The sequence below is a fragment of the Micromonospora phytophila genome, from assembly GCF_023656545.1.
GTDB lineage: Bacteria > Actinomycetota > Actinomycetes > Mycobacteriales > Micromonosporaceae > Micromonospora > Micromonospora phytophila.
This window is the reverse complement of record NZ_JAMOKF010000020.1, coordinates 1-23170: the sequence shown is the minus strand read 5'-3', so window position 1 is coordinate 23170 and position 23170 is coordinate 1. Positions and strand designations below refer to the sequence as shown.

The window sequence follows — 23170 nt, the reverse complement described above, 5'->3', positions numbered from 1 at the left end:
TGGGAGGACAGGTCCGAGGATGCCGCTGAGCCGGGGAGTCGCCGAGCGGGCCGCGGCCGACGCCCAGTACACCGAGTACGTCCGCGCCGCTTCGCCGCAGTGGCGCCGGACGGCGTATCTGATGTGCGGCGACTGGCACCAGAGCGACGACATCGTGCAGCGGGTGCTCACCGAGCTGTACCGCAACTGGCCACGGGCCCGGCGCGCCGACAACCTGAACGCATTGGTCCGGACGATGCTGCTGCGGCGGTTGATCGACGACCGGCGACGCGGCTCGGCCCGAGTATTGCTCACCGACCTGCTACCGGAGCGGCCCGCACCGACCGCTGCGGATGCTACCGAGCGGCTCGACTTGGTGGCGGCGCTGCGTCAGATCGCGCCGCGGCAGCGGGCCGTCCTAGTGCTGCGGTTCTTCCAGGACCTGACGGTGGAGGAGACGGGCGCAGGCGCTGGACTGCGCGCCCGGCACCGTCAAGAGCCAGACCGCCAAAGGGCTGGCGACCCTGCGCCGCCTGCTCGCCCCCGGCCGAGATGACGTGCTGACCGCCCTGCGGACCGGCGACGCGAGCGACGCGCCGACCAACATGTTGACCCACGGGAGTTGACGATGATCGAGGAAATGGATGTGGCGCGGTTGATGCGCGTCGAGGTCGAGTCGGCCGAGATGCCGTCGGCCGTACTGAACATCGAACGGGCGATGACCACCGGACGGCGGCAGCGCTGGTACGCCCGCGGCGCGGGTGCAGCACTGGCGGTGGCCGCACTGGCGTTCGGCGCTGCCACAGTGCCGGGTCTGGTCGCGCCGGACCAGCCGTCGGCGCCGTCGCTGGACCTGGTCGGCGCCCTGGCACCGCTGGAGCCGTACACCGGGGAGGTGCCATCACCCAACTCGTCCCGGATCCCGGCCGCGTTGGAGACGGTCGACCCGACCGTCCAGTACGTTCGGTTCGGCTGGCTGCCGTCGGGCTTGGACAGCGTGCAGTACCAGGCCGGTCTGCTGCTGAGCGGCCCGGGAGCCACCCTGATCGGGCACGCTGCCGGCTCGCCAAACCCCAAATCGTCAGGGGGGGGTATCGGTCAACCTCTACCCGAAGGGGGTGACGCCGCCCTCACCGCAGGTCATCGGCATCGACGAACGGGCACCCACCGTGAGTACGGCGCCCGCGCCCGACGTACGGGGCGGAACGGCGACCTTCACCCAGTACGACGTCGACGGCACCGACCAGCTCTGCCTCCGCTGGCAGTACGCCCCGGACGGCTGGGCCGAGGTCCGGGTCGCGCCCTGGGCGTCGGGGCAGGATGCCCGCGAGATCGCCCTGCACGTGGCGCAGAAGCTCACGTTCAGCACGACCGACCGGGTGCGGATGCCGGCCCAGGTCACGGGGGTACCGCAGAACCTGCGGCCGATCCTGACCAACGTCTCCGGACCGCTGACCTCCGACGGCTGGCGGTGGAACGCCGGCGTCACGTACAGCGCCGAATCCCCCGCTGTGGATCCCGGCGCGCAGCGGGCGAAAACAGTGGACGTCAGCTTCTCCCCGTACTTCGAGATGACCGACAAGATCCGGGCCGAACTCAACGGTAAGGAGCCCCCGCAGCCGAACACCACCATTAATGGTCATCAGGCGTACTTCACCCCTGGCGGTGATCCGGACTGGCTTGAGTTGCTGACCGTGTACGACGTGCAAGGGTTGACGGTCAGGATCGATGCGCACCGCGGGACGCTCGATGAGCAGGGCACCAAGGGCCTGCTCCAGCAACTCGCTTTCGCCGGCGCCACGCCGGACTGGCGCCCCGCGCTGGTGGCCGACTGACGCGCGCAGTCACCGCCCCGGAGCTCGCCGGTCCTCGCCGACGGCTCCGGGGCGGTCCGCGTCCGGCCCGTGGCGCGCTGTCGATCATGGAAGCCAGATGACTGCAGCGATCAGCACGAGGCTGGCTCCCACTGCCACCACAAAGGTCAGGACCCCCCGCAGCGCCATCTGGCCGGGGGTGATTTCTTCCGCGCCGATACCGTCGTCGTCACCGCCGGCGCACACGGCGCCGCCTACAGCAGCCCCGAGAGAATCGGAGCGTGGCCGGCACAAACGTGCCGGTGTCGACACCCCGAAGCTGGCGACGCCTTCGCTGGACACTACGGGCGGGCCGTCACAGGGCTTCGGGACGCTCGACCGGTTCGGTCTCTTCACGATCTCGATGGATCACACTGATCATGCCGTTGGGCTCGATGTACGCGCGGTCGACCACGGCGATGTCCTCGATGCCGTGCAACCGCAACTGCGAGCGGACCTTCTCCGCGGTCATGAACTCTCGCAGCATCACCTTGCGGTTCAGCTTGCCGTTCTCGATCAGCGCCCTGGGTTGGGCCTTCAGCAGCGCCGCCATCCGAGGAAACCGGTACGCGACGGCATCGACCGCCACACTCCAGAACGGGATCGCGGCAACCACCACCACACCGTCGGTAATCGACTCGGCCTCACCGTGCGCTCTATGGCCCTGGGCCTGGTCGCCTGAGCTCCAGGCCGTCGCCAGGCCGCGCAGCCTGACTACTGGCAACCAGCGACGACCGTTGGTGCCCGTGTTTCCCCAGCTAACAGGGCGTAGTGGCAGCGACGAGCAGGCGCGGAGGCACCCGCTTACCTGCAGTTGGTGAACCGCAGGCATGCGCAGGCTCCTAGTTGTTTAGCCGGCGGATGGCCAACAAGGCGATGTCGTCATCCGGGTGCTCGGTGTCGAAGTTCGTCATGACGGTCTGACACACGGTCTCAACGGGAGCCAGCGGAACGGAGGCCATCAGACGGGCCAAACCGACATCGAGCAGTTCGCCGCGACGTTCGACGAGCCCGTCGGTGTAGGAGACGAGGACCGCGCCGGGTGGAAAGTCGAGGGTGGTCGTGTGCCGCTGCGGCTGCCGGGGGCCGGTGCCCAGTGGGGGGTCGATGTGCGCGCGAAGCATGGTGGTCGGCTCGCCGGGAACGGCCAGGACCGGCGGGGGGTGTCCGGCCAGGGAGACGTGCACGGTGGAGGCATCTGGAGAGATCATCGCGTACAACGCGGTGGTCAGGCTGCCGGCCTCGAAATGAACCACTTTCCGATCGAGAAGGGTCAGTGCCTCCGCGGGGTCGTCGCAGACCAGGGCGTACGCGCGAAGCGCACTGCGGACTCGTCCCATCACCACCGCGGACTGCAGCCCATGACCCGACACATCACCCATGACCACGCCAAGCCAACCGGACGGAAGGGTGAACACGTCGTACCAGTCACCGCCGACGCCGGAGGCGTGACCCGGCACGTATCGGCCGGCCATCTCAAGGCCGGGCACCTCGGGCAGTTCGGTGGGGATCAGGCTATGTTGCAGAGCCAGGGCGGTGGCCTGGTTGAGCGTGTTCGCGCGGGCCCGGCTGGCCAGGCTGACCCGATCGGCGACCAGTTCCAGTAGGTGGACGTCGTCGGGGGTGAATCGGCGCGGCGTGAGGGTGCCGACGTGCAGAACGCCGACAAGTTCGGCGCGGGCGATGATCGGTACGCCAAGCAGGGACTGGACACCGGTGTGCAGCAGGATCGGGTTCACCACCTTGTCCGAGGTGACCTGCTCGATGATCACTGGCTGCTGGGTCAGGGCGATCCGGCCGGCAAACCCCCGACCGATCGAGATGCGGACGCCCTGGCGGACCTCCTCCTCCAGTCCCTTAGCCGCAGTGGCCACCAACTGCCGGGCGGGTACATCGAGCAGAAGGATGGCGGCCGTGTCAACCTGCATCAGGTCGCGGACCCGGTCCAGTAGCTCGTCGAAGAGGTCGGCGGCATCGAGCCGAGACAGGGCCGCATCGGTCACCGCCTCAATGCGGCTCAACCGCTGCTCGTCTCGCATGCTCTCCGCGCGGACCACCCCCGGATCGTAGTTGTACCTCCGCCACTATTGGCGCCTGCGGCGGGTGAGATGAAACTAGGCCAGGAGGCGCGCAGAACCGCCGTCAAACCCACAGCTCGGGTAGCTGACCACGACGACCATGACGTCCGGTACGCGCCCCGCCACGGCGACGAGACGGAGCCCTCGTTGAGCGGAGCCACGTCAAGCTGCCGCTGAACCATTACGCTGCCCCTGGCGGCACCCTCGCCGCGACTGCTCCCCCCGATACGCCCCCGGACTGTGATCGACGGCGGGCGACGGCTGGACTCAGCGGGACCGAACGAGATCGGCCCCCGACCCGCATTCCTGCTGGTCAGGGGCCGTTCCCGCACCTGGTGGCGGGTAGAGGATTCGAACCTCTGAAGCTTTCGCGACGGATTTGCAGTGCGCCCCCACGCGGCAGTACTGGGGTAGCAAGCCGGGATGTCGCGGGGTGGCCGGGGCGGGTTGTGGCGACTCTTGGGGGGACGTGCCCACCCCGGCCTGACCGGCTCGGCAACGCCGGTCCCCCTTATGGCGACGCCGGGCCAGACTCCGTTACAGCGACGACGGCCGCACCTGCTCGTCGGTGCTGCTTGTCACCAGCCGGCACCAGCCGACAGCTTGAGACCGCATCCCCCGGCAAGGGTCAGCCTGGGTCGTCTGTGAGATGGCTGTCGACAGCAACGCTGACAGCAACCGCGCCGGACGACAGCACACTGACGAGCGTGGGCATGGACGAAGCTCCGAGCGTGCAGCCGTTCCCGGACGGGCGCGGACGCAGCGCACAGAGCTTGTAAGCGAGACGTCCGCCGCTTCCGTGCCCACTGGGCTCGTTCGACGTTCCCGGGGCGCTGAGGGGCGTGGGACGTCTACTGCTTGGCCCAGTAGCGGAATACCTCCTGGACCGAGCTGTGCCACGGAACGCCGCCGTCGTCGTAACCCTTGCCCGGCGCCCCTGTCTTCTCGTTGACTACGAGGGCTGCCAGCGAGGGCTCACCGGCGGTGATGCACAGATCCGAGAGTTCATCGAGCACTGGTGGCATCTGGTGACCGAGAGGGACGCCGACCATGCCGATTGCTATACCCAGCTCCTTGTACGTCACTAGTGAGCGCCGCCGGGCTGCCATGATCAGGGCCCCTCGGGCTTGAAGGACCTGCTGTTGTCTCGTCGTCGTTGCCACGCGGGACATACTGCCGTCCGTGGCTCGTGCAGGGAAGGCCGGTAGCCTTCGGGCCCGCCGAGCAGCCAAACCGGCAGCAGCAGCCGACGATCGCGGACTGGGGTGCCAGGCCGAGTAGGAGGACCAGGCGGCGGACCAGCAGGGTGGGACCGACTCGTGATGCGTAGGTCGTGGTGACCCGGCTCAAGCGAGCAGGCTGTAGGTGCCGTCCGGGTTCTGCAGAAAGTACGCGGTGTAGCCGCCGGGGTTCCCCTGCCGATGCTTGGGCAGGAAGACGCCATAGGTGTGGTCTGCCCAAACGGGACAGGCCCGGCGGGCGTCGTTGGGACGGAAGCGATCGCCAAGCCTGAAGGCAACTTGAGCCTGGCGGATGTCATCAACGAAGCGGCTCACGGGCGTGAGGAACGGTGTTGAGCGGAGTGAGCCGCTGCCTGCCGGTGAGCTCGAACTGATCGTCGAGTTCAACGCGGATCGAGTCCAGTCTCTTGCCGTCGATGTCGTCTCGGTCGTCCTCAAACTCCCAGTTCAGGTTGAATCCGTGCCGTCGGCACCTGAGCTCCGCTCCGCTCACCAGCTCATCGAACCAGCCTGGCTGACGGACCAGCACGAGCACGTACACCTCGGGGCGGAGGGTGAGTAGCGGCACCGAGATGCCGGTATATCTGATCTCGACCGCCGGTGGCTCCCCCATGGGTCCGGGCTGGGTGGCGTTGAGCAGGTGCTGGATCGGCCAGATGCCGCCGAGCGGATCGCGGAGGTCCCGGCTGTCGTAGGCCAGGTCGTCGTACCCGAACAACTCCTCGGCGAACTCGCGAAGGAAGGCTCGTTTCACCGAGTACTCCGCGCGCTCACTGCCGTACCGGGAGCTGGTCGGCGCGAGGATTCCGGAGGGAAAGACATGCTGGAAGCCCGGATGCGTCTTGACGTGCCCGGATCTGCGGCTCAACAGCGCGCTGTACCCCTGCTTCTCCTTCACGATCATTACTGCCGCCACCGACAAGGCGGCCGCCCGGTGGGCGCCGTTGAAGAGCTCGCTTCCGCCAGCCCGTTCTCGCAGCCAGGCACGTCGCGGGAAGTCGCTCAACGACCACACGGCATTCGGCCGGCGACTCACGACGTTGATGAACTCGCGTTCAAGCATTTCCGAGGTCGCCACCGACTGAAAGTAGGTGCCGTAGCGAGCATGAATGCGGAACCTGCCGGGCCGGTGGCGCTCGATCTTGTCGAGCGCGAACGTCTCCGCGTTGAACCGCCGAACTTCGTCGCGCCGCCAGTAGGTGCGTCGGAACTCTGCCCTGCCGCGGTGGTCGAAACCACGACCTTCCGCGTCGTACCGACGCCTGTCAGGCCGGACGTGATCGGTGATGTTTCCAATCGCTGAGTCGAGGTCGCCTCTGAACTCGGGTGCCGCGATCTCGGCCCAGATCGGGAAGGTGAAGCCGCCCAGCGACACCAACGGGGTTTCGGGGTACAGCCTCCGCAGCGTTCCTTCCCAGCCGGCTGCGTCGAAGACCTTCCTTACGCGGTTGTCTGATATCGAGTACCGCCTGCTTTCCAACTCGGCCAGCGCCCGCAGCGGCCACGGGCCCGGCTGGTGAGGCACTGTACGCACCTGGAGCTCTTGGAGCGGCGCTTCACAAGTACAACCATTGGACCGGCGCCCCGGCCCACCTGAGGACTACCAGCCAAGTCCTCGAGGCCACCGATCTGCGCTGCGCGGCTGCCTACCTGCTTGCCGCGCTACGTGTGCCCGGTGTCACCACCATCACCGGCGCACAACACCTGCGCCGCGGATACAGCCGCCTCATCGGCAAGCTTCAAGGTATAGGAGTGGACATTGACGCTCGGCGTTGACACCCAGTCAGTCGTGGCTCTGCTCACCACCCGGCTCGCTGCGGAACGCTTCACCCGCACTCCCTGGCCACACCTGTACGTCGCGGATGCACTGCCGGCCGAGTACGCGAGCGAACTTTCCGCCGACTTTCCCAGCGAACGGCTCACGCCCAGCGCCCGCAGCAACTCGGACAAGGACTACAGCCTGTGGTCGGCTGACCTGACGGATCACGAGCTGCGCGCCGGCCTTACCCCCGGCTGGGCCAAGCTGCTGGCGGCCTTGGCCAGCACTGAGTACCGATCGCTGCTGGCCCGGCTCAGCGGCGTCAACCTTACCGATGCGACCACAACGTTGACATGTTGGGAGTACCGGGGCGGCGACTTCCTATCCCCTCACGTCGACAAGGCAGAGAAGGTGTTGACGCAGGTCATCTATCTCAGCGGCGAATGGACCGAAGGAAACGGTGGCCGGCTCCGCATCCAACACACGCCGGACGTGGCTGACACCGTCACTGCACTCGCGCCGGTCCTCGGCGCAAGCGCCATCCTCGTGCGCTCCGAGGACTCCTGGCACTCGGTGGAGGAATCCGCGGCCAGCGTTGCTCCACGATGCTCGCTCAATCTTACGTACTGGAGAGGCGCCGATGACTGAATCCGCGGTCAGCCCGGCGGGCACGGACCCCGGACGACGTCACATCTCTCGGCGATTCTGGCTGCTCTGGGGCGCCGAGAGCGTGTCCCTTTTCGGCACGCAGGTGACGCTCATCGCCGTGCCACTGGTCGCCGTGCAACAGCTGCAAGCGTCGGGCTTCATGATGGGCCTGCTCTCGGCAGTCGGGTGGTTGCCCGTCGCCCTCCTCGGCCTGTTCGTCGGCGCGTACGTGGACCGGGGTCGGCCCATTCGCATCATGACGACCGCCAATCTCGTTCGGCTCGTTGTCATCTCCCTCATACCGTTGGCCCATGCCACCGGGAGCCTCAACATCGGGGTCCTGCTCGTCGTCGCGTTCGTGGTGGGTATCGGCGCCGTCTTCTTCGACGTGTCGTACCAAACCTATCTACCGCAGACCGTTCCCGAGGACGCCCTCGCCACCGCGAACAGCCGGCTCGAACTGAGCAGGTCAGTGGCGCAGCTGCTCGGCCCGGCGGTCGGCGGCCTGCTCATCGCCGCGCTCTCCGCGCCGACTGCGCTTCTCATCGACGCCGCGAGCTTCGGTGTGGGAGTACTGCTGCTGGCGCCGCTGTGGCGCACCCGAGCAGGCGGGCCGGCCGTCAAGCGCAACAACCGCGCACTGCTCGCCTCCGTGCGGGAGGGCATCGGGTTCATTCGCACGAACGCCAACATCACCGCGGTGATCGTCGCAGCGTCCGCCAGCAACCTGTTCATCTCCGGCGCCATGGCTCTGCAGGTGCTGCTGGCCATCAAACTGCTCGACATGTCGCCACAACAGCTCGGAGCTGTTCTCGCCGCCGAAGGCGTCGCAGCGCTCGCCGCAGCGGCGGCGGCGCCTCGGCTCACCCGACACATCGGCGAGGGCGGAGTCGTGTTCGCTTCATTCTGCCTCATGGCCGCAGGCGCGATGCTGCTGTTCGTGGCGCCCGCTTACGGAGGCCTCGCGATGTTCGCCGGCTCGCAACTCTGCTTCGGACTCAGCGGACCGCTCATCAACATCACGCTCGTCACCATGCGGCAGCGGCTCACCCCACCGGAACTCCTCGGCCGAGTCAACGCCGCAGCCCGGGTGGCGATCATGTGCACGCTACCGGTCGGATCAGTGGTCTTCGGGGCACTCGCCAGCGCCATCGGTGTTCGCCAGACCTTCCTGGTGGTCGCCGTCGGCCTGCTGATAGTCGCCCTCCTCTCGCGTGGCCGAATACGCTCAGTTACCACTACGGCTTGATCGGCCCGTACCGGCTGTGGGTCCTCGGCGGCGCACAGCAGCAGAGGGTGGCGTTCCTACCTGCGACTTGGCCGCCGCCTCATCGAGCAACTGCTCGGCGAAGCCCAACTCAAGCATTGGCGTCTTCACGCTGTTGAGGCGACCAAGCTGCGGGATGAGCGCGCTGCGCAGGGTAAAGTAAACCAAAGGGGCGAAGGCAACCCAGAGCACGGCAGGAACAGCTTTGATCACTTCCACAGTAACGGTTTGCGACATCGTTCTCCGTCCGCCTCTGGGAACAGACCGATCGAAGGCTACCGCTTGCCGTCGAGGCGATGCCCGCGACGTTCGCAGCTGGTAGCAGGCCGATGGAGGCGGGGACTCGAACCCTGAACCCCTCCAGCGTGCTTCTGATCAACTCTAATCGGGCGGATCGGCCGCGTGGCCTCGGCGAGTTCTCCCGCTGCCTCACAGCGGTTGACAGCCCATGTCGGCGTAACTTGTGCCCGCCTTGTGCCAGGCGATCTTGCCGAGGCCACTGCCTATTGCCGCCCAGATCGCTACCGGGCACGCTTTCGGTCATGACTCAAGAGGACCGGTTGCAGCGGATGATTGAGGAGCTCCGACGGATGCGGGAGAAGTGCGAGCCCAAGTCCAACCAGAATCGACGCTACCTGCGGTACTCCAACGCCGTGTCCGCGCTGCGATGGATCATCGACGACCTAGCCAAGGAACAGGCGGGGCAGCCGCCGGCGCCTGACGACGTGCCGGCGAGCTAGAGCGCTTCGTCCCGAACGCGGGGTGTGGGGCACCGTTTGATGTCATCCGGTGCCTTTTTGCAGCCCGAAGCGCGGCTGCCTTGCTGCCTGCTGTCGCATGTTGTCGGCTGCCGCCGACGGTTTCGCTGCCTCTTCGCTGCCTTGCTGGCATGGCGGCGGGTGGCGGGTCTGCTAGCCGCCGAACTGGTCCCAGGCGAAGCCCGGATTGCGCAGTGGGCGGAGCGCCGACCGATGCCGGCTTCCGGCATACACCTCGACCGAGCCGTCGTCGTAAGTGGCGGTCGCGACGACCAAGCCCGGGGCGACGTAGTGCCGGGTAGGGTCACCCGGCCATCGCAGGGGTCGCAGGGGCACCTGGTGCAGTGGTTCAACCATTCGCCGCGCCTGGTCGGCGGTCACGGTCGCGAAGCCGCAGAAGGGACTGGAATAAGACGCTTCACAAAGGAGGAACTGCAGCAGAAAGGCGCTCAGCGGCTCCCGCTCGTGTTCCGCGTGAAGTCCGCTGTACTGAACTGTCGGGTCCACCTCGGTCGGATCCAGCAACATGCCGAAGACCCCTTGGTTCTCCGACCCGAACTCCACCAACCCGTCGTCCTCGTCCTCCAACTCGTCGGCGGTGTGGATCCGGTTGTGCAACCCGAACACCTCTCGGCGCCCGGCGGCGGCACGGTAGAAGGCGAGCAGCGGTTCGGGAAGCGGCCGGTCCGGGTCGCCGAGTTCGTCGTCGCCTGTCGGGATGTCGGCGTACCAACCGGCCACGAAGTCTCGCAACCCGGCAATAGGGTCGTGGGGCAGGAACCCGAGCCAGTCGAGACTGGGAAGCGGATGTTGCAGCGTTGGTCGCACCTGGTCAAGGACGTCGAACGGCAGGCTGTCCGCGATACTCAGTCTGCAAAACGAAAGTCCGTTTTGACCACGGAAAGGCCCCGGACTGCCGTCAGGTACGTAGAGGGGCCCGCAGTGGCTGACCACATGCCGCAATTCCCCTAGTGGCACATAGCCCTCGGACACGCGAACGAATCCTAGAAGCGGAAGGTCGAAGCCGGTCAGCCGCGCTTCCGCGGCCTCGGGAAACGGCTCATGCAGCGTCAGGACGTCGACGTTTTGCACGGCGTTGCCGTCAGGCCGGTCGCCGGCCTGCAGGATGACGAGCGTCGCCGACGGCCCGATCACGTAGGTGACGTTTTCTGCCGGCAGGGTCTGCGCTTGCGTTCCGGCGTACGACAGCGCCTCGGATTCCTTCACAACGGACCACCGCTCAGTCATGAACCGAGGCTAGTGGATCTTTGCCAACGCCGGGGTGCAGCCAGTCCCGGGATCGAACCAGTGACCTCTTCGGTGTGAAGCAGGATGCTGCGCCGACCCGGACCTGCGGATACGCAGATCCGGAGGTGGGCGCGGGTGCCGTTGAGGGCTGCTCGGTGCCGTTGTGTGCAGTTGACCGCCGTTCAGTGCGCCCGTCTGCTCCCATCCCGCTCCACGATCCTCATGCCCGGGCTGCAGAGCAGGATGGGACGTGAACGCCCTGTCGGCCGCATGCGCGGACGCCCGCGCGCTACTCGCTCAGCAGCTGCTCGCGCAGGATGTCTGCGTGCCCGCAGTGCTGAGCGAGCTCGCGCAGCACGTGGAGGTACACCCAGCACAGCGGGAGCGGCTCGCTGATACGACACGAGAGCGGGCGGGCCTCGTCGCACCCGCCCGCTCTCTCATTGCACGGTCACCGGAGCAGGAACGTCTGCGTCTGCGGGTTGAGCATCGGCAGGTGGCGGGCACCGGCTGTCCGCGGGGTGCTGAGCCGCAGCACGTCGACCCCGCGCGAGATGTCGTTGGCGATGATCAGGCCGTTGTACCAGTAGGTGGACCACTGGTTGGACCGCATGTCGTAGTAGGCGATCTCCTTCGGATTGGCCGGATCGGTCAGGTCGACCACCGAGGTGCCCGAGCCGTAGGCCGAGGAGACCAGGATGTTGCGCCCGGCCACCGGCACGTAGTTGAAGTTGTGGTACGTGCTCGGCTCGTCGCGTGGGATCCGCAGGTGGCTCAGCGGCGCGGACGGGTTGTCGACGGAGTACGTCCAGATCGCTCCGAAGGGCTCCTGCGGCGCGCCGAAGTACTCGTCGCCGAAGGTCACGTGCTTTCCGTCGTGGGTGAACGCGGCACTGTGCCAGATGTCGACGTCAGGCGTGTCGACGTCGGCGGTGACCCGGGGCGCCAGCGGGTTGCTGATGTCCCACAGTTGCCCCTGGGACAGGCAAGCCGCGGCGGCGAGATTGCGAGGGGTGAGCACCTGGATGTCGTGGCAGGCGAAGAAGTCACCGGACGCCCCCGCGAAGAGGTCGACGCCCTTGACCGTCGGTTCGGCGGCCACCTTGGCGGCGAGGCCGGCGGTACGGTCGTCGCCCGGCACGTCGATCACCGAGATCCGCTCGAACGGCGCCTGACAGTCGGGCCCGATGTTGCTCGCGCTGAGCGGGTACGACGCGACATAGATGTAGGTGCCGCCGTCCTCCCTGGGTACCAGCGTGTGCGTGTGCGACCCACAGTCCGTACGGATCGCCTGAAGGAACTCGGGTGCCGTCGGGTCGCTGACGTCGAAGACGCGTACGCCCTCCCACGCGCCGGGCGCCGTCGCGGTGACGTTGCGCGACCCTTCGCAGCCCGGCGTGCTCTGCGGCGTGTCCACCGAGAGGAACAGCAGGTCGCCCCAGACGGAGACGTCGCCCTGGGGGCCGTTGCAGTGCACGTCGGCCAGTTCCACTGGCTCGCCCGGCTCAGAGATGTCGATGATCCGGAAGCCGCCGTAGTGGCCGGCGAAGACGAGGTCGCCGGCAAAGGCCAGGTCGGAGTTGACGCCGCCGGTGTGGCTGGCAGTGGAGAGCAAGTGCATGTTCTGGCTGTAGCCGTCGGCCGGGCTGCTCGGCGGGGGCGGTGGGACGGACCCGTCGTCCCACGGCTCGTGCGCCTGCGCCGGAGATGAGATCACGGCGAGCAGGATCGCGGTGCCCGCGATGGCGAGTGATCGGATTCGGGAAGGTCTACGCACGGCGCCCCCTTGCGTCGGACGTGTCGCCACGTAGTGCGAGCACGCTAGTGAATGTCACAGTGTCAAATACCTGCAGCTGTCGCTAGCCCCCGGCAAAAAACAAACCTGCATCGACGCGAACGGCAAGCGTTCGGGATGCCCTAACGGCGCGGCGCAGGGTAGTCACTGTCGAGTACTTCAGCTGGTCGCAGCAGCACTGTTACCTGATGCGGGACCCAGAACTGCGGGAGCCACGCTCTCGGACTCTGGCGTGGACGTAGGTACCCGACGTCCACGCCAGAGTATGGGTGTTCAGGAGATGACGACCGCAGACAGTCGCTGCAGCTGCGTCAGGACGCCGGCTGTTCAGTGCGCGTGGGCCTGAGCGCCTGCGGGTGGTTTCACGGCCGGGACGATGAGCAGTGCCAGGACAGCGGAAGCCGCGGCCACGATGGCGGCGAAGGTGAAGCCGCGGTTGAAGCCGGTGCTGCTGCTGCCGGCGATACTCGCCGCCGCGATGCTGGAGACGACGGCGACTCCGAGGGCGGCGCCGAACTCGTGGAAGGTGCTGAGGAGACCCGACGCGATTCCCGCCTCGTGGTGAGCGACCTGTCCCAGCGCGGTGGTGGAGGCGGCGACGAAGGCGGCGCCGATTCCCGCTGCGCCGACGCTGATTCCGGTCACCACCGAGACCGGGCCGTCCCAGAAGGCGGGTACCGCGGTACCGACGGCAGCGATCGCAAGGCCCGTCATCGCGACGGGCCGGGCGCCGAGGCGGCCAACGAGATGGCCGGCGACTTGCGCGCCGATGATCGTCGCCACCGCGACCGGCAGGAACAGCAGACCGGTCCGCAGCGCGCCGTAGCCCTTGTGGTGCTGCAGGTAGAACGAGCCGAGGAAGAACACCGCGATCATCAGCGCGGTCGCCACCAGGATCAGGAACGTGCCGCCGGCCACCGACCGTCGGGTCAGGATCCGCAGGTCCATCAGCGGCGACCGCACCGTGCGCTGCACGACGGCGAACAGGACGTACAGGACGACGGCACCGGCCAGAGTCCCGAGGGTCGCGGCGGTCAGCCAGCCCCGGTCGCCCGCGTTGATCAGCGCGTAGATCGCCGTGCCGGTTGCGGCCGTGACAAGCATGGCGCCCGGCACATCCAGGCGCGCCCGAGCTCCCTGCGGCAGCTCTGCGGGCAGCAGCCGGGCCAGTGCCACCAGCAGGACCAGGCCGATGGGCAGGTTGATGTAGAACACCCACTGCCAGCCAGGACCGGCGGTCAGGACACCACCGAGCAGGACACCGATCGCCGAGCCGCCACCGCCCAGCGCCGACCAGATGCCGAGCGCCTTGTTGCGCTCCTCTCCGTGGAAGATTCTCGTCACCACCGACAGCGCGGCGGGTGACAGCATCGCCGCACCGACGCCCTGCGCGACGCGGCCGCCGATCAGCATCGCGGCACCTGCGGCCAGACCGGTGACCAGCGACGCGACGGTGAACACGAGCAGGCCGAGCAGCACCACACGCCGGGAACCGAGTAGATCCGCGGCTCGCCCTCCAAGCAGCATCAGGCCGCCGAACATCAACGTGTACGCGCTGACCACCCAGGTCAGCGTGTCGCGTTGCAGACCGAGGTCCGCGCCGATGTGCGGTAGCGCGATCGCCACCACGGTGACGTCCAGGATGAGCATGAACTGGGCGACGCCGAGCAGTGCCAGCAGGCGCCAGCGGCGTGGGTCGGTGGCAGTGGTTTCCGGTTGGTCGACGGCCTGAGCGGACACGGCGTCGCCTCCAATTCGAACAGAAGTGTTTGACTTGTGTCGGGTACAGTAACTCGTACACCACTGTTCAACAAGGGGGATCGGGTGACGGTACCGACGTCGGGAAGGTCGTCGGCCAGGCGAGCGGATGCGCAGCGCAGCATCGCGGCGATACTCGAGGCCGCGGTAAACGCCTTGAGCCGTAACCCGGATGCCAGCGTCAGCGAGATCGCGAAGGCGGCCGGCGTTGGGAGGGTCACGCTCTACGGCCACTTCCCGAACCGCGCCGACCTGGTCGAGGCGGCGCTCGCCCACGCCATCGAACAGGGCCACGCCGCACTCGACGCGGTCGACTTGACCGGCGACACCCGGCAGGCACTCACCCGGCTGATCGACTCCAGCTGGCTGCTGGTCAACCAGTCCCGCTCACTCCTGCTCGCGGCCCAGACAGTTCTCCCGCCAAGCCGGATCCGCGACCTGCACGCCGGCCCGGTCGAGCGCGTCGAAGGCCTCGTGAAGCGCGGTCAGGACGACGGAGTGTTCCGGAGCGACCTATCAACCTCATGGCTGATCGGCGTCATGCACAATGTGATGCACACCGCCGCCGACGAAATCAACGCCGGCCGCCTCGATCCCGACCAGGCCGCAGGATTCATCACAGCGACCGTCCTGGCCGCCTTCACACCGCCCGGACGTCGCGTCCCCACCTGAAACCGCCAGCCCAAGAGAAACGGCTGCCACCGCACCTGAGCTTGCCTAGCGTGCATTCATGACGTCTTCACCGCAACCTGCCTGGCCAATCACCTCGGTCTTGACGACCCTGTCCGAGCAGATCCGGCCGGCAGTCCCGCAGCCCGCCCAGGTCACGACGCTGCTAGTCGAGATACCGCCCGGTGGTCGCGGTCTGCCGCCGCACCGGCACTCCGGTCCCGTCTTCGGCTACATGCTCGAAGGGGAGATGAAGTTCGAACTCGAAGGCGAGCCCGAACGGATCATTAGGGCAGGTGAGGCCTTCTGGGAACCCGGGGGAGACCTGATTCACTACCAGGACGCCAACAATCTCGAGGACGCGACGAGCAGGTTCGTCGTGGTGATGTGGGGTGTGCCCGGGGCACCCATGGTCACCTTCGTGGACGCCGACGAACTCGAGCGCCGCCGCGACCGGCGGGCACCGAGACCAGCGTGAACCGGCGACCGACACAGCGAGCGGCCACACACATCAACACCTCGCCGCGCCCAAGCCCGCCTGACAATCCTGACCGGTGAGCATCCCATCTTGACGCTCGAACCTAGCCGTACGCGGTACAACTCCGTCGGGCACGCCGCCGTGGCTGACGCGGGGACCCCAGGCGGGCCCGTCGACGTCCGACAAGGCCGCTGGCCGGGCCCTGGTGTTCGAGCCCGGACTGCGGCCGTGTCGCGAGGGGTATTAGCCGGAGTAGCCGCGGGCGGCGATCCAGTTGGCCATCTTCTGGTCGGTCATCCAGTAGTGCTTCTCCGGGTCGTACGGGTCGGCGACCTTCAGCCTGTCGCCGTCGTCGTCATATCCGATGATGGTCACGTAGTGCCCGCCGGGGAACACATGCTGCTCACCATCGGTGTCGACCCCGGTTCCCATGGTGTTGGCCACTACGCCCCGCTTGGCGTCGACCGCCTCAACCACGTCGGCACTTAGCTTGTCGACCTGCTCCGGCGTGGCATTGACTCCGCCGATCTCCGTGGTCTCGTAGCCGCCACCGGTCATCTCGTTCAGCACCCGGGTGGTGTCATTGGCAGAATTCGTACCGGCCTCGGTCGTGCCCAACTTCTGGGCGACCTCCTTCTGACTCAGGACCTTGCCCTGCGTGGACAGGGCGATCCGGGTCGCCGCCGGGGCGCAGTAGTAGCCATTCGGCTGCTTCTGGTAGTCGTGCTCCAGCACCCTATTGTCTTCGTCCGGAGGCGGCTGCGGCTGGGGCGGTTTGGGCGGCTCCGGCGGCGGCTGCGACTCGTGCGATAGCTGCACCGTAACGGCCGGCGTGTCCACTGCCGGACTGGCGTGAGCGGCCATCGCCGGAGCGGCAACAGCGCCACCGGTGACCATGAGGGCAACGGACAGCGTGCTCTTTCGGAAACGTGATTTCATCGTCAAGCTCCCATCGGGTTGACGCCTCCGGAAAGTCGGAGGCGCGGTACCGCGGGGAGAGAACGCCCGCGGTACGCCGTCGGTGCCTCGGACACTTCCGGCTTCCTGGCCTCACGACCGGCTCGCCGGGCTCTCGGCCACCGATTACCCGGCGCAGTTTCGTGAAAACACTGCGAATCCTCGCGGACTAGGAGGAGAATCAACCCCTTCAGACAGCCCCATCCGGCCGCACCCGCCATCTATCGCATTGGCGGAAAGCGGCCGATGGCTCTCCCCAGCGACGGCATGCTTGGCGGAGTGTTTGCCCGCCAAACCCGACACGCGCACCAAGCGCAACTGAGTACGGCACCGGGATGCCGGACGAGACGATGGCGGACATGGAATTGGCCCCCGGTAGCGGTGAGGCCGCGGACCTCGGCAAGAAGATCCACGAGGAGCAACTTCGGGACGTTAGCGAGATGAACAATCTGCGCGACCAACTGCGATAACGCCTTGCTCTGCCGGGACGTCATTGCCGATGGGCTGCCAAAGTCTGGCTCGCGGCTGTGAACCAGATGACCGTTTCACCGGTCAGAAGACCTCTTCGACGTGCACGTCGAGGCGCACCTGCCTGGCAGGTGCGCCTCGACGCTGTCTTAACTGACGGCGCGGAAGCGGCGCAGCCGGAGGCTGTTGGCGACCACGAAGACCGAGGAGAAGGCCATCGCGGCCCCGGCGATCATGTGGTTGAGCAGGCCGGCGGCGGCCAGCGGCAGGGCGGCCACGTTGTAGGCGAAGGCCCAGAACAGGTTGCCCTTGATGATGCCGAGGGTGCGCCGGGAGAGCCGGATCGCGTCCACGGCGGCGGTCAGGTCGCCTCGGACCAGGGTCAGGTCGCTCGCCTCGATCGCCACGTCCGTGCCGGTGCCCATGGCCAGGCCCAGGTCGGCCTGTGCGAGCGCGGCGGCGTCGTTGATTCCGTCGCCGACCATCGCCACGACCTTCCCCTCGGCCTGGAGCCGGGCGACCACGTCCACCTTGTCGGCCGGCAGGACCTCGGCGATCACCTGGTCAACGCCGACCTCGGCGGCGACTGCCTGTGCGACAGTGGTGTTGTCGCCGGTGAGGAGGACCGGGGTCAGGCCAAGGCCTCGGAGTTGAGCAATCGCCGCCCGGCTGGTCGGCTTGACCACGTCGGCCACCGCGAGGACGCCGCGAGCCTGACCGTCCCAGCCGGCCAGCACGGCCGTCCGGCCGGCAGCCTCCGCCGCGGTCGCCGCCTTCTCCACCTCCTGCGGGCGGTCGCGGGGCGGGCTGACGACGAAACTGCACCTGGCCTGTGAGCAGGGACAGAAGCCGTTGTCGATCGTGTTGACCGCTGGGCAGCGCGGGGACAGTCCCCAGTTCGTCGCGGTGCTCGACGGCATCCGGGTGCCCCGCCTGGGCGCCGGTCGGCCGCGGACCCGCCCGGACCGGGTCCTGGCCGGCAAGGCGTACACGTCGAGTGGCTCTGACCGACTTCGACACAGGCCCTAGCGAATCGATCTGGCGCTGCCGGTCACTTGCACCCGGTCGTCGTCGCCCATCACGTCAACGAGCAGGCGGCTGGGGCTGCCCATGTCCGCGCCCTGCAGGAGCGTGATCTGCGCCGGAGGGTCCACGAAGTGGAGTGCCCGTAGGTAGCCGCCGAAGGCGGCCGCGGCCGCTCCGGTGGCGGGGTCCTCCACGACACCTCCGGGCGGGAAGGGGTTGCGGGCAGAGAACAGCAGCGGCGTGTGGGCGTGTACGAGTTGGAGCGTGGTCCAGCCGCGCTCGGCCATCAGGGCTGCCAGCGTGTCGTAGTCGTAGTTGAGGTCCGCCAGGCGGGCGCGGTCCGACACGGCGAGTACGAGGTGGTTGTTGCCGGCGTACGCGACGTGTACGGGGTACCGGGGGTCCAGGTCGGCGGAGCGCCAGCGTAGCGCTGCGAGAGCGGCGGCGAGCTCCTCGCCCGAGGCGGGCCGGGTACGGGTGGGGACGCTGGTGAGCGTGGCGGTCCGGCCCGCATCGCTCTCATCGGTGCTCACCTCGACCGCGCCGGCGAGAGTCTGAAACAGCAGCGGCCCGCTACCGCGGCGTTCGGCCAGGGCGACGGCGGCGGCAATCGTCGCGTGTCCGCAGAACGCCACCTCAGCCAGTGGGCTGAAATACCGCACCCGGAACTCCCCGTCCCGCCTGCTGGGCTCGAGGAACGCCGTCTCGGAATAGCCCACCGAGGCTGCGACGGCCAGGCGGGCGGCGTCGTCGAGCCCGGTCGCGTCCAGCACGACACCCGCGGGGTTTCCGCCGACGGCCCCGTCCGGAAAGGCGGCGTAGCGCAGCACCTCCATCCCAGCGGCTCCGGGCCGCGCAACCGTCATGTCAACGATGTCAGTCATCGAGCACCTCCGAGGGGTAGTCTCGCCGCGTAGCCCCATCAAGTCCAACGATGAATCATGATGGAACAAATCGAGGAAAGGAATGGCAGTGGAGACGGACCTGCTGCGGACCTTCACCATCGTGGCCCGCACCGGCAGTTTCACCGCGACGGGGCGGGAACTGGGCTACGTGCAGTCCACCGTGACCGGGCATGTGCAGGCCCTCGAGCGGCACCTGGGCGTCCGACTGTTCGACCGGCTTCCGTCCGGGGCTGCGCTGACCGACGCCGGCACCCGGCTCCTGTCGTACGCGACCCAGCTGCTCGATCTGGAGGGCCGCCTTGCCTCCGAGGTGCCCGCCCGAGACGGCCGACCCTCTGGCCGGGTGCGGCTCATGGCCCCCGAGTCCCTGTGCGCCTACCGACTCCCCGCCGTGCTCGGCAAGCTGCGCCTCCTGGCGCCCCAGATCCGGTTGTCGCTCGTACCAGGGGGCACCGCGCAGGCCCTCCAAGCCGTACGCGCCGGCACCGCCGAAGCTGCTCTGCTCCTCGAACCCGACATGTCCGCCGTTGACCTCCATCTGCAGGTCCTCGGCGCCGAAGAACTCACCATTGTCGCCGGGCCCGACCTCGACCTGCCGGCAGGGACAGTCACCTGGGCGCAGCTGGCCGAGCACGACGTACTCCTGCTCGAGGACGGCTGCAGCTACAGCGACCAGGTGGCCCGCAGCCTGTTCGCCGTCGGGCAACCGGACTTTCGCCGCGTCCGGTTCGGCAGCATTGAAGCCGTCAAGCGCTGCGTCGCGGCCGGGCTCGGCTGGGCGGTGCTTCCCACCGCCACCGCCGCCGCCGAGCTGCGGGCAGGCGCGCTCATTGCCGTTCCCGGCCCGCTCCCACCTGCGCCGGCCGTCCACCTCGTCACGCACCCCGATCGCACGCTCAGCGCCGGCAGCACGGTCGTCCTCGACCAGCTCCGCGCGTCATGGAACCCGGGCTCACAGCAGGAGCCGTGACCCCTCTGCCTGGTACTGGGCTCGAAGCTGCGGCCGGACCCGGAGCGACTTCGATACAGCCCCTAGAGGAATCAATCGGCCGGCGACCGTAGGGGCAGGATTCCGCTCGTCTGTCGGAGCTGACACCTCGATCGGTCTCGGCAGGGGTCCGGTTGGCCGGCGACGGCGAGACCCGGAAGGTCCTTCCACCAAGGCCCCGTTCGAGGGTTGGGTCGTCCGCAACCGGCCGGCTGCACCTCCTACTCCCCTTGCTCGTCTGTGGGGCGGTCGGCCGTGACGGCCGACCGCCCCGCAGACTCGTCAGGCGGGATCACGCCGCGGGAAGAGCCAGGTCAGCCGACCCGGACGGTCTCGGTGGCGGTGGTTTCCGGTTGGGGTGCGCGGGTGCGCAGGGTGATCGCGGCGATGACAGCTCCGGCGGCGGCGATGACGCCGGCGCCGATGAAGGCGGCCGAGTAGCCGTCGGTCAGAGCCGGCAGATCGCCGAGCTGGTCGGCGCCGTAGGAGGCGGCGACGGCGGTCATGGCGGCCAGACCGAGAGCGGAGCCGACCTGGTAGCTGGTGTTGACGATGCCGGAGGCAAGCCCGCCTTCCTCGGGCCGGGCGCTGGAGATCGCCGTGCCCAGCGACGGGATGAAGGCCAGCGACATGCCCAGCGCCGCGACGAGCGAGGCGGGCAGGACGTCCGCCACGAACGTGCCATCGGGACGGATCAGGGCGAGCCACCCGAGGCCAGCGGCGAGGACCGCGAGTCCCGTCACCGCCATGGGCTTGGGTCCGAACCGGTTGATGGCCCGCGGTGCGACGGCGATCATCCCGACCATGATGAGGACGGTCATCGGCAGCAGCGCGGCGCCACTGGGGAAGGCGCTGTAGCCGAGGACCTGCTGCAGGTACAAGTTCAGGTAGAACCACATCGGAATCCACGCCGCGCCGAGCAGGAGCTGGGCGACGTTCGCGGCGGCGAGGTTCGGGGCGCGGAAGATAGACAGTCGCATCAGCGGCTCACGGCGCGCCGCCTGGATGGCGACGAACGCGACCAGTGCGGCGACCGCACCGGCGAGGACCAGCCAGGTCTGGGCGGAGGTCCAGCCGACCTCAGGGGCACGGACGATGGCGTACACGGCGGCGCCGAGACCGGCGGTGACCGTCAGGGCGCCCGCGACGTCAAGGGAGCCGCGCCGCGCGTCGCCTGCCGGCATCAGCGCCGGGGTGGCGAGGACGGCGAGCAGGGCGATCGGGATGTTGATGTAGAAGACCCAGGGCCAGCTGACGTACTCGGTGATCACGCCGCCAAGGAAGACGCCGGCGGTGCCACCGGCCGGGGCGGCAGCTCCGTAGAGGGCGAGGGCCCGGGTGAGCTCCCGCGGCTCGGCGCCGAAGAGCATCATCAGCAGCGTCAGCGCCGAGGGTGCGATCAGGGCGGCGCCGGTGCCCTGGACGGCGCGGGCGGCCAGCTCGACGGCGACGTTGTCGGCCAGGCCCGCCGCGGCCGAGCCGACCAGGAGGATCAGCCAGCCGGCGGTGAACATGCGGCGGGCGCCGAACAGGTCGGACAACCGGCCGCCGAGCAGCAGCAGGCCGCCGAAGGCGACCACGTAGGCGTTGAACACCCAGGACAGGTTCTCCGGTGAGAAGCCGAGATCCGTCTGCATCCGAGGTAGGGCGACGCCGATGATCGAGGTGTCCATGATGACCATGAACTGGGCGAGCGCGATGAGGCCGAGGGCCCACCACCGCTTGGTTCCGTGAGACATCACAACCACTCCTTTATGCCCCTGGGGGGTATGGGTAAGTGGTGAAGGTGTACCCCCTGGGGGTATACCTTGTCAAGTGATCCACGTCAACGACAACCGGACAGGCCACCCCTTGCGACACATACCCCCCTGGGGTAGTTTCCGTTTCAGCAAGGAAGGCGGATCCTGGCGGCGCATGATGCATCACGAAAGGGGCGACCACCAGCGGCAGCGACGCCGTCGGCCGCCCTTCCTCGACGTTGGAGTGATCGGGGCAGTCGGTCTGCCCGGCAGGCAACTCCGAACAGACGCCGTCGCTACTGCCCGCCTGGGGTCAGGCGGCGAGGGCGAGACAGGTGGCCACCACGGTCAAGAACGTCAACGGCCTTCGCCGTGCCACAATGCTCAGACGATCACGTGGGGCGTCTCGCGTCCACCCCTGCTCAGGAGCAAGATCTCAGCCGGCGACTGCCGCACCCTGGGCATGTCTCATCTGGATGCTGGTTGGCCTGCGGCATGATCGTTGTCCGCGCACGAGGCCATGATCCGTACGTGTGCGCTGGAGCCGGGCGAGTCCCAGCCGCTGCACCGGCACGACCACCCTTACCTGGTGGTGGCGGTGCAGGACGCGGAGAACCTGGTGCAGACGGTCGACGGCACCCGGATTGACGCGGACGAGCCGACCGGCGGCGTGGTCTATCGCAACCCGGGCACCATCCACATGTTCACCAATGTGGGCGGGACGCGTACCTCGCGCGCCTGGTCGAACCGCTGGCAGGGCGGTGCGACGTGAATCCTGCACTCCGGTCACAAATAGTGCATAAGTTGCGTAGCGTGCCGGACATGGTCTTTCGCACCTGGCGTAACCTGCTGCTCACAGCGCTCGGCATGGGCGTGCTCGCCGGTGCCGGTCAGCTCGGCATCGCGTTCGGCTTCGGCATCGTCCAGCTCACCGGCGCCTCCACCGGCGCCACCGTCAACCAGTGGCCGGCCCAGCTCGTCTGGGTGGGCTGGTTCGCGGCACACGCCGCCGTAGCCGGCACCGTCGTCACCGCACGCCTGGCCCGCCGGTACGGGGTGTTGGGGAGCACGGGCAGCCTGGTGGCCGTCGCCGCCGCTGCCGCGCTGGGCGCCACCGTCGTGGCGCCGCTCTGCATCCGGCCGGCCCAGGCCGCCTTGCGGTTCTCTGTGGACCCGATCTTGGCCGTCGGCATCTGCGCGACCCTCGGCGCGCTGGTCGGCGCGGGTGCCGGGATCGCCGTCCTGGTGAAGCCGCCGCTGGGCTGGAACATGGCGGCGGTGGGCGGCGCGGTCTGGCTGCTGGCGCTGGTCTCGGTCGTCCCGTCGCTCACATCCGCCGGGCCGTTGCCCGCCCTACGGCTCGGTGTGCTGGAGCCGGCCGGGCTCGACGCCGACGCGGCGCAGCGGCAGGCGATCCTGATTCTGCCGGCGGTGGCCCTGCTCATCGGCGCGGCGACCGGCGGGCTGGCCCGCTGGCGCGGGCATCCGCCGCTGGTCAACGGCGCGACCGGCGCGGTCGGCACGGTGCTGGTCGCGTTCGCCTACCTGACCGCCGG

22 protein-coding genes and 5 pseudogenes are annotated in these 23170 nt (G+C 68.3%); 12 read left to right on the top strand and 15 right to left on the bottom strand.

The window, feature by feature from the left end:
- Positions 1 to 19: 19 nt before the first annotated feature.
- Both NCC78_RS05440 and NCC78_RS05435 read left to right on the top strand, forming a co-directional pair.
- Positions 20 to 535 (top strand): sigma factor-like helix-turn-helix DNA-binding protein, encoded by a 516-nt coding sequence (locus NCC78_RS05440; RefSeq protein WP_308220863.1) that lies wholly within the window; start codon positions 20 to 22, stop codon positions 533 to 535.
- 562 nt (positions 536 to 1097) lie between these two features.
- Entirely contained in the window at positions 1098 to 1814 is a 717-nt protein-coding gene (locus tag NCC78_RS05435) for a hypothetical protein (RefSeq protein ID WP_250792053.1), read from the top strand.
- Positions 1815 to 1898: 84 nt separating this feature from the next.
- Here NCC78_RS05435 and NCC78_RS05430 read toward each other — a convergent pair whose 3' ends face one another.
- From NCC78_RS05430 to NCC78_RS05405, 6 genes are all read right to left on the bottom strand, one after another.
- Entirely contained in the window at positions 1899 to 2039 is a 141-nt protein-coding gene (locus NCC78_RS05430) for a hypothetical protein (protein ID WP_250792052.1), read from the bottom strand.
- A gap of 109 nt (positions 2040 to 2148) precedes the next feature.
- Positions 2149 to 2664 carry a DUF421 domain-containing protein gene (locus tag NCC78_RS05425; protein ID WP_250792051.1) on the bottom strand — a complete coding sequence of 172 codons (516 nt, stop codon included), beginning with the start codon at positions 2662 to 2664 and terminating at the stop codon, positions 2149 to 2151.
- A gap of 10 nt (positions 2665 to 2674) precedes the next feature.
- Positions 2675 to 3889 (bottom strand): PP2C family protein-serine/threonine phosphatase, encoded by a 1215-nt coding sequence (locus tag NCC78_RS05420; RefSeq protein ID WP_250792050.1) that lies wholly within the window; start codon positions 3887 to 3889, stop codon positions 2675 to 2677.
- Between the two features lie 872 nt (positions 3890 to 4761).
- Positions 4762 to 5073, bottom strand: coding sequence for a hypothetical protein (locus tag NCC78_RS05415; protein WP_250792049.1), 312 nt, complete (start codon positions 5071 to 5073; stop codon positions 4762 to 4764).
- Between the two features lie 183 nt (positions 5074 to 5256).
- On the bottom strand, positions 5257 to 5466 hold the full coding sequence (locus NCC78_RS05410; RefSeq protein WP_250792048.1) for a hypothetical protein: 210 nt from the start codon (positions 5464 to 5466) through the stop codon (positions 5257 to 5259).
- On the bottom strand, positions 5450 to 6676 hold the full coding sequence (locus tag NCC78_RS05405) for a hypothetical protein (protein ID WP_250792047.1): 1227 nt from the start codon (positions 6674 to 6676) through the stop codon (positions 5450 to 5452). Before NCC78_RS05405 ends, NCC78_RS05410 begins: the two co-directional genes overlap by 17 nt.
- Positions 6677 to 6910: 234 nt before the next feature.
- Here NCC78_RS05405 and NCC78_RS05400 point away from each other — a divergent pair, with 234 nt between their 5' ends.
- Positions 6911 to 7558, top strand: a complete 648-nt coding sequence (locus NCC78_RS05400; RefSeq protein WP_250792046.1) for a 2OG-Fe(II) oxygenase — start codon at positions 6911 to 6913, stop codon at positions 7556 to 7558.
- Positions 7551 to 8807, top strand: a complete 1257-nt coding sequence (locus tag NCC78_RS05395) for an MFS transporter (protein WP_250792045.1) — start codon at positions 7551 to 7553, stop codon at positions 8805 to 8807. The genes NCC78_RS05400 and NCC78_RS05395 overlap by 8 nt, the downstream gene beginning before the upstream one ends.
- On the opposite strand, the gene NCC78_RS05390 is transcribed toward NCC78_RS05395, so the two are convergent.
- Complete coding sequence (locus NCC78_RS05390; protein WP_250792044.1) at positions 8787 to 9062, bottom strand: hypothetical protein; 276 nt, start codon at positions 9060 to 9062, stop codon at positions 8787 to 8789. The two genes, NCC78_RS05395 and NCC78_RS05390, sit on opposite strands and share 21 nt — an antisense overlap.
- 305 nt (positions 9063 to 9367) lie before the next feature.
- Between NCC78_RS05390 and NCC78_RS05385 the strand changes: the two genes are divergently transcribed.
- Positions 9368 to 9565, top strand: coding sequence for a hypothetical protein (locus NCC78_RS05385; protein ID WP_250792043.1), 198 nt, complete (start codon positions 9368 to 9370; stop codon positions 9563 to 9565).
- Between the two features lie 171 nt (positions 9566 to 9736).
- Here the strand turns inward: NCC78_RS05385 and NCC78_RS05380 are convergent, their stop codons facing one another.
- The 4 genes and pseudogenes from NCC78_RS05380 to NCC78_RS05365 all read right to left on the bottom strand — a co-directional run bounded on the left by NCC78_RS05380 (position 9737) and on the right by NCC78_RS05365 (position 14366).
- A complete protein-coding gene (locus NCC78_RS05380; RefSeq protein WP_250792042.1) occupies positions 9737 to 10831 on the bottom strand; it encodes a hypothetical protein in 1095 nt (364 codons plus the stop codon).
- A gap of 289 nt (positions 10832 to 11120) precedes the next feature.
- Positions 11121 to 11240 (bottom strand): annotated as a pseudogene (locus NCC78_RS05375) (mycothiol transferase); the annotation flags it as partial.
- Positions 11241 to 11282: 42 nt separating this feature from the next.
- A complete protein-coding gene (locus NCC78_RS05370) occupies positions 11283 to 12608 on the bottom strand; it encodes an LVIVD repeat-containing protein (RefSeq protein ID WP_250792041.1) in 1326 nt (441 codons plus the stop codon).
- Positions 12609 to 12953: 345 nt separating this feature from the next.
- Positions 12954 to 14366 carry an MFS transporter gene (locus NCC78_RS05365; protein ID WP_250792040.1) on the bottom strand — a complete coding sequence of 471 codons (1413 nt, stop codon included), beginning with the start codon at positions 14364 to 14366 and terminating at the stop codon, positions 12954 to 12956.
- 84 nt (positions 14367 to 14450) lie between these two features.
- Here NCC78_RS05365 and NCC78_RS05360 point away from each other — a divergent pair, with 84 nt between their 5' ends.
- Entirely contained in the window at positions 14451 to 15056 is a 606-nt protein-coding gene (locus NCC78_RS05360) for a TetR/AcrR family transcriptional regulator (protein ID WP_250792039.1), read from the top strand.
- A gap of 100 nt (positions 15057 to 15156) precedes the next feature.
- Positions 15157 to 15531 carry a cupin domain-containing protein gene (locus tag NCC78_RS05355; RefSeq protein ID WP_250792038.1) on the top strand — a complete coding sequence of 125 codons (375 nt, stop codon included), beginning with the start codon at positions 15157 to 15159 and terminating at the stop codon, positions 15529 to 15531.
- Between the two features lie 243 nt (positions 15532 to 15774).
- Here the strand turns inward: NCC78_RS05355 and NCC78_RS05350 are convergent, their stop codons facing one another.
- Positions 15775 to 16470: a C39 family peptidase gene (locus tag NCC78_RS05350; RefSeq protein ID WP_250792037.1), complete on the bottom strand. Its 696-nt coding sequence runs from the start codon at positions 16468 to 16470 to the stop codon at positions 15775 to 15777.
- 353 nt (positions 16471 to 16823) lie between these two features.
- On the opposite strand from NCC78_RS05350, the gene NCC78_RS31975 reads away from it, so the two are divergent.
- Positions 16824 to 16958 (top strand): hypothetical protein, encoded by a 135-nt coding sequence (locus tag NCC78_RS31975; protein WP_284706252.1) that lies wholly within the window; start codon positions 16824 to 16826, stop codon positions 16956 to 16958.
- A 147-nt stretch (positions 16959 to 17105) separates the two neighbouring features.
- Here NCC78_RS31975 and NCC78_RS05345 read toward each other — a convergent pair.
- Positions 17106 to 17747, bottom strand: a pseudogene (locus tag NCC78_RS05345) (HAD-IC family P-type ATPase); the annotation flags it as partial.
- On the opposite strand from NCC78_RS05345, the pseudogene NCC78_RS05340 reads away from it, so the two are divergent.
- Positions 17746 to 17961: pseudogene (locus NCC78_RS05340) on the top strand (transposase); the annotation flags it as partial. The pseudogenes NCC78_RS05345 and NCC78_RS05340 overlap by 2 nt on opposite strands.
- A 20-nt stretch (positions 17962 to 17981) precedes the next feature.
- Here the strand turns inward: NCC78_RS05340 and NCC78_RS05335 are convergent.
- Positions 17982 to 18818, bottom strand: coding sequence for a PhzF family phenazine biosynthesis isomerase (locus NCC78_RS05335; protein WP_250792064.1), 837 nt, complete (start codon positions 18816 to 18818; stop codon positions 17982 to 17984).
- Positions 18819 to 18954: 136 nt separating this feature from the next.
- Between NCC78_RS05335 and NCC78_RS05330 the strand changes: the two genes are divergently transcribed.
- On the top strand, positions 18955 to 19857 hold the full coding sequence (locus NCC78_RS05330) for a LysR family transcriptional regulator (protein ID WP_250792036.1): 903 nt from the start codon (positions 18955 to 18957) through the stop codon (positions 19855 to 19857).
- Positions 19858 to 20189: 332 nt separating this feature from the next.
- Here the strand turns inward: NCC78_RS05330 and NCC78_RS05325 are convergent, their stop codons facing one another.
- Complete coding sequence (locus NCC78_RS05325) at positions 20190 to 21614, bottom strand: MFS transporter (protein WP_250792035.1); 1425 nt, start codon at positions 21612 to 21614, stop codon at positions 20190 to 20192.
- Between the two features lie 538 nt (positions 21615 to 22152).
- Between NCC78_RS05325 and NCC78_RS05320 the strand changes: the two are divergent.
- Both NCC78_RS05320 and NCC78_RS05315 read left to right on the top strand, forming a co-directional pair.
- Positions 22153 to 22361: pseudogene (locus NCC78_RS05320) on the top strand (cupin domain-containing protein); the annotation flags it as partial.
- A gap of 75 nt (positions 22362 to 22436) precedes the next feature.
- A pseudogene (locus NCC78_RS05315) lies at positions 22437 to 23170 on the top strand (hypothetical protein); the annotation flags it as partial.

Excerpts from the sequence above, each read along its gene's own strand:
- NCC78_RS05440 (WP_308220863.1), top strand. The coding sequence starts at position 20 with ATGCCGCTGAGCCGGGGAGTCGCCGAGCGGGCCGCGGCCGACGCCCAG.
- NCC78_RS05425 (WP_250792051.1), bottom strand. The coding sequence starts at position 2,664 with ATGCCTGCGGTTCACCAACTGCAGGTAAGCGGGTGCCTCCGCGCCTGC.
- NCC78_RS05395 (WP_250792045.1), top strand. The coding sequence starts at position 7,551 with ATGACTGAATCCGCGGTCAGCCCGGCGGGCACGGACCCCGGACGACGT.
- NCC78_RS05390 (WP_250792044.1), bottom strand. The coding sequence starts at position 9,062 with ATGTCGCAAACCGTTACTGTGGAAGTGATCAAAGCTGTTCCTGCCGTG.
- NCC78_RS05385 (WP_250792043.1), top strand. The coding sequence starts at position 9,368 with ATGACTCAAGAGGACCGGTTGCAGCGGATGATTGAGGAGCTCCGACGG.
- NCC78_RS05380 (WP_250792042.1), bottom strand. The coding sequence starts at position 10,831 with ATGACTGAGCGGTGGTCCGTTGTGAAGGAATCCGAGGCGCTGTCGTAC.
- NCC78_RS05350 (WP_250792037.1), bottom strand. The coding sequence starts at position 16,470 with ATGAAATCACGTTTCCGAAAGAGCACGCTGTCCGTTGCCCTCATGGTC.
- NCC78_RS31975 (WP_284706252.1), top strand. The coding sequence starts at position 16,824 with ATGCCGGACGAGACGATGGCGGACATGGAATTGGCCCCCGGTAGCGGT.
- NCC78_RS05335 (WP_250792064.1), bottom strand. The coding sequence starts at position 18,818 with ATGGAGGTGCTGCGCTACGCCGCCTTTCCGGACGGGGCCGTCGGCGGA.
- NCC78_RS05325 (WP_250792035.1), bottom strand. The coding sequence starts at position 21,614 with ATGTCTCACGGAACCAAGCGGTGGTGGGCCCTCGGCCTCATCGCGCTC.